The sequence below is a fragment of the Streptomyces sp. NRRL F-2664 genome, assembly GCF_000719345.1.
Lineage (GTDB): Bacteria > Actinomycetota > Actinomycetes > Streptomycetales > Streptomycetaceae > Streptomyces.
On the sequence record NZ_JOFX01000344.1, the window covers coordinates 1 to 476 of the forward strand.

Consider the following 476-nt stretch of genomic DNA (forward strand, 5'->3'; position numbering starts at 1 on the left):
TGTCACCGACCCCTACGGCGCCGCCACTACCGTCGCCTACGACGACGGCCGGGTCGTCTTCACCGCCCCGGCCCGTTCCGGCGACGGCCACCGGCTGACCGCCGTCCTCGAACTGGAGGACGGGCTGGTCCGCAAGGCCACCGGCAGCGACGGCGCCGCCACCCTGCTGGAGTACGGGCGGCCGCTGGCCGGACACGGCCCCGTCATCACCCGCGTCGCCTCGCCCCTCGGCGCGGTGACCGAGATCGGCTACGAGGAGGTTCCCGGCTCGCCCGTGCCGGCGCTGGCCGCGACCCGCCTGCGCACCCTCGACGACCGCGGTGAGCTGGCGGCGCCCGAGCAGCGGTTCTCCCCCGCAGTGGAGGGGGGCCGTGCCTACACCGGTGCGGGGGGCGGTTTCGCGGGTGAGGACGATGTCTTCGACCAGCGGACCGGCTTCACCTACACCACCGAGGTCTCCCTCCTGGGCCCCGACG

1 protein-coding gene is annotated in these 476 nt (G+C 75.2%); it reads left to right on the forward strand.

Annotated features, from left to right (window positions below):
* Nucleotides 1-476 (forward strand): hypothetical protein (locus IF89_RS39630; RefSeq protein WP_043194964.1); only part of this gene is annotated, 476 nt, incomplete at both ends.